1 protein-coding gene is annotated in these 243 nt (G+C 31.7%); it reads left to right on the top strand.

The window, feature by feature from the left end; genetic code table 11:
• Positions 1 to 243 (top strand): hypothetical protein (locus tag M3196_RS21910; protein ID WP_251324388.1); only part of this gene is annotated, 243 nt, incomplete at both ends.

Genomic DNA, 243 nt, shown 5'->3' with positions numbered 1-243 from the left:
GTATTAAAAGCCTAAGACTTGCTTCTGATAATAATCCTGGTATTAAAAGCCTAATGCTTGCTTCTGATAATAATCCTGGTATTAAAAGCTTAAAGCTTGCTTCTGATAATAATCCTGGTATTAAAAGCCTAAGACTTGCTTCTGATAATAATCCTGGTATTAAAAGCCTAATGCTTGCTTCTGATAATAATCCTGGTATTAAAAGCTTAAAGCTTGCTTCTGATAATAATCCTGGTATTAAAA

It is taken from the genome of Fictibacillus nanhaiensis, assembly GCF_023715445.1.
GTDB classification, from domain to species: domain Bacteria; phylum Bacillota; class Bacilli; order Bacillales; family Fictibacillaceae; genus Fictibacillus; species Fictibacillus nanhaiensis_D.
Note: the sequence above shows the minus strand (reverse complement) of the source record. Positions and strands in the feature narration are given on the sequence as shown.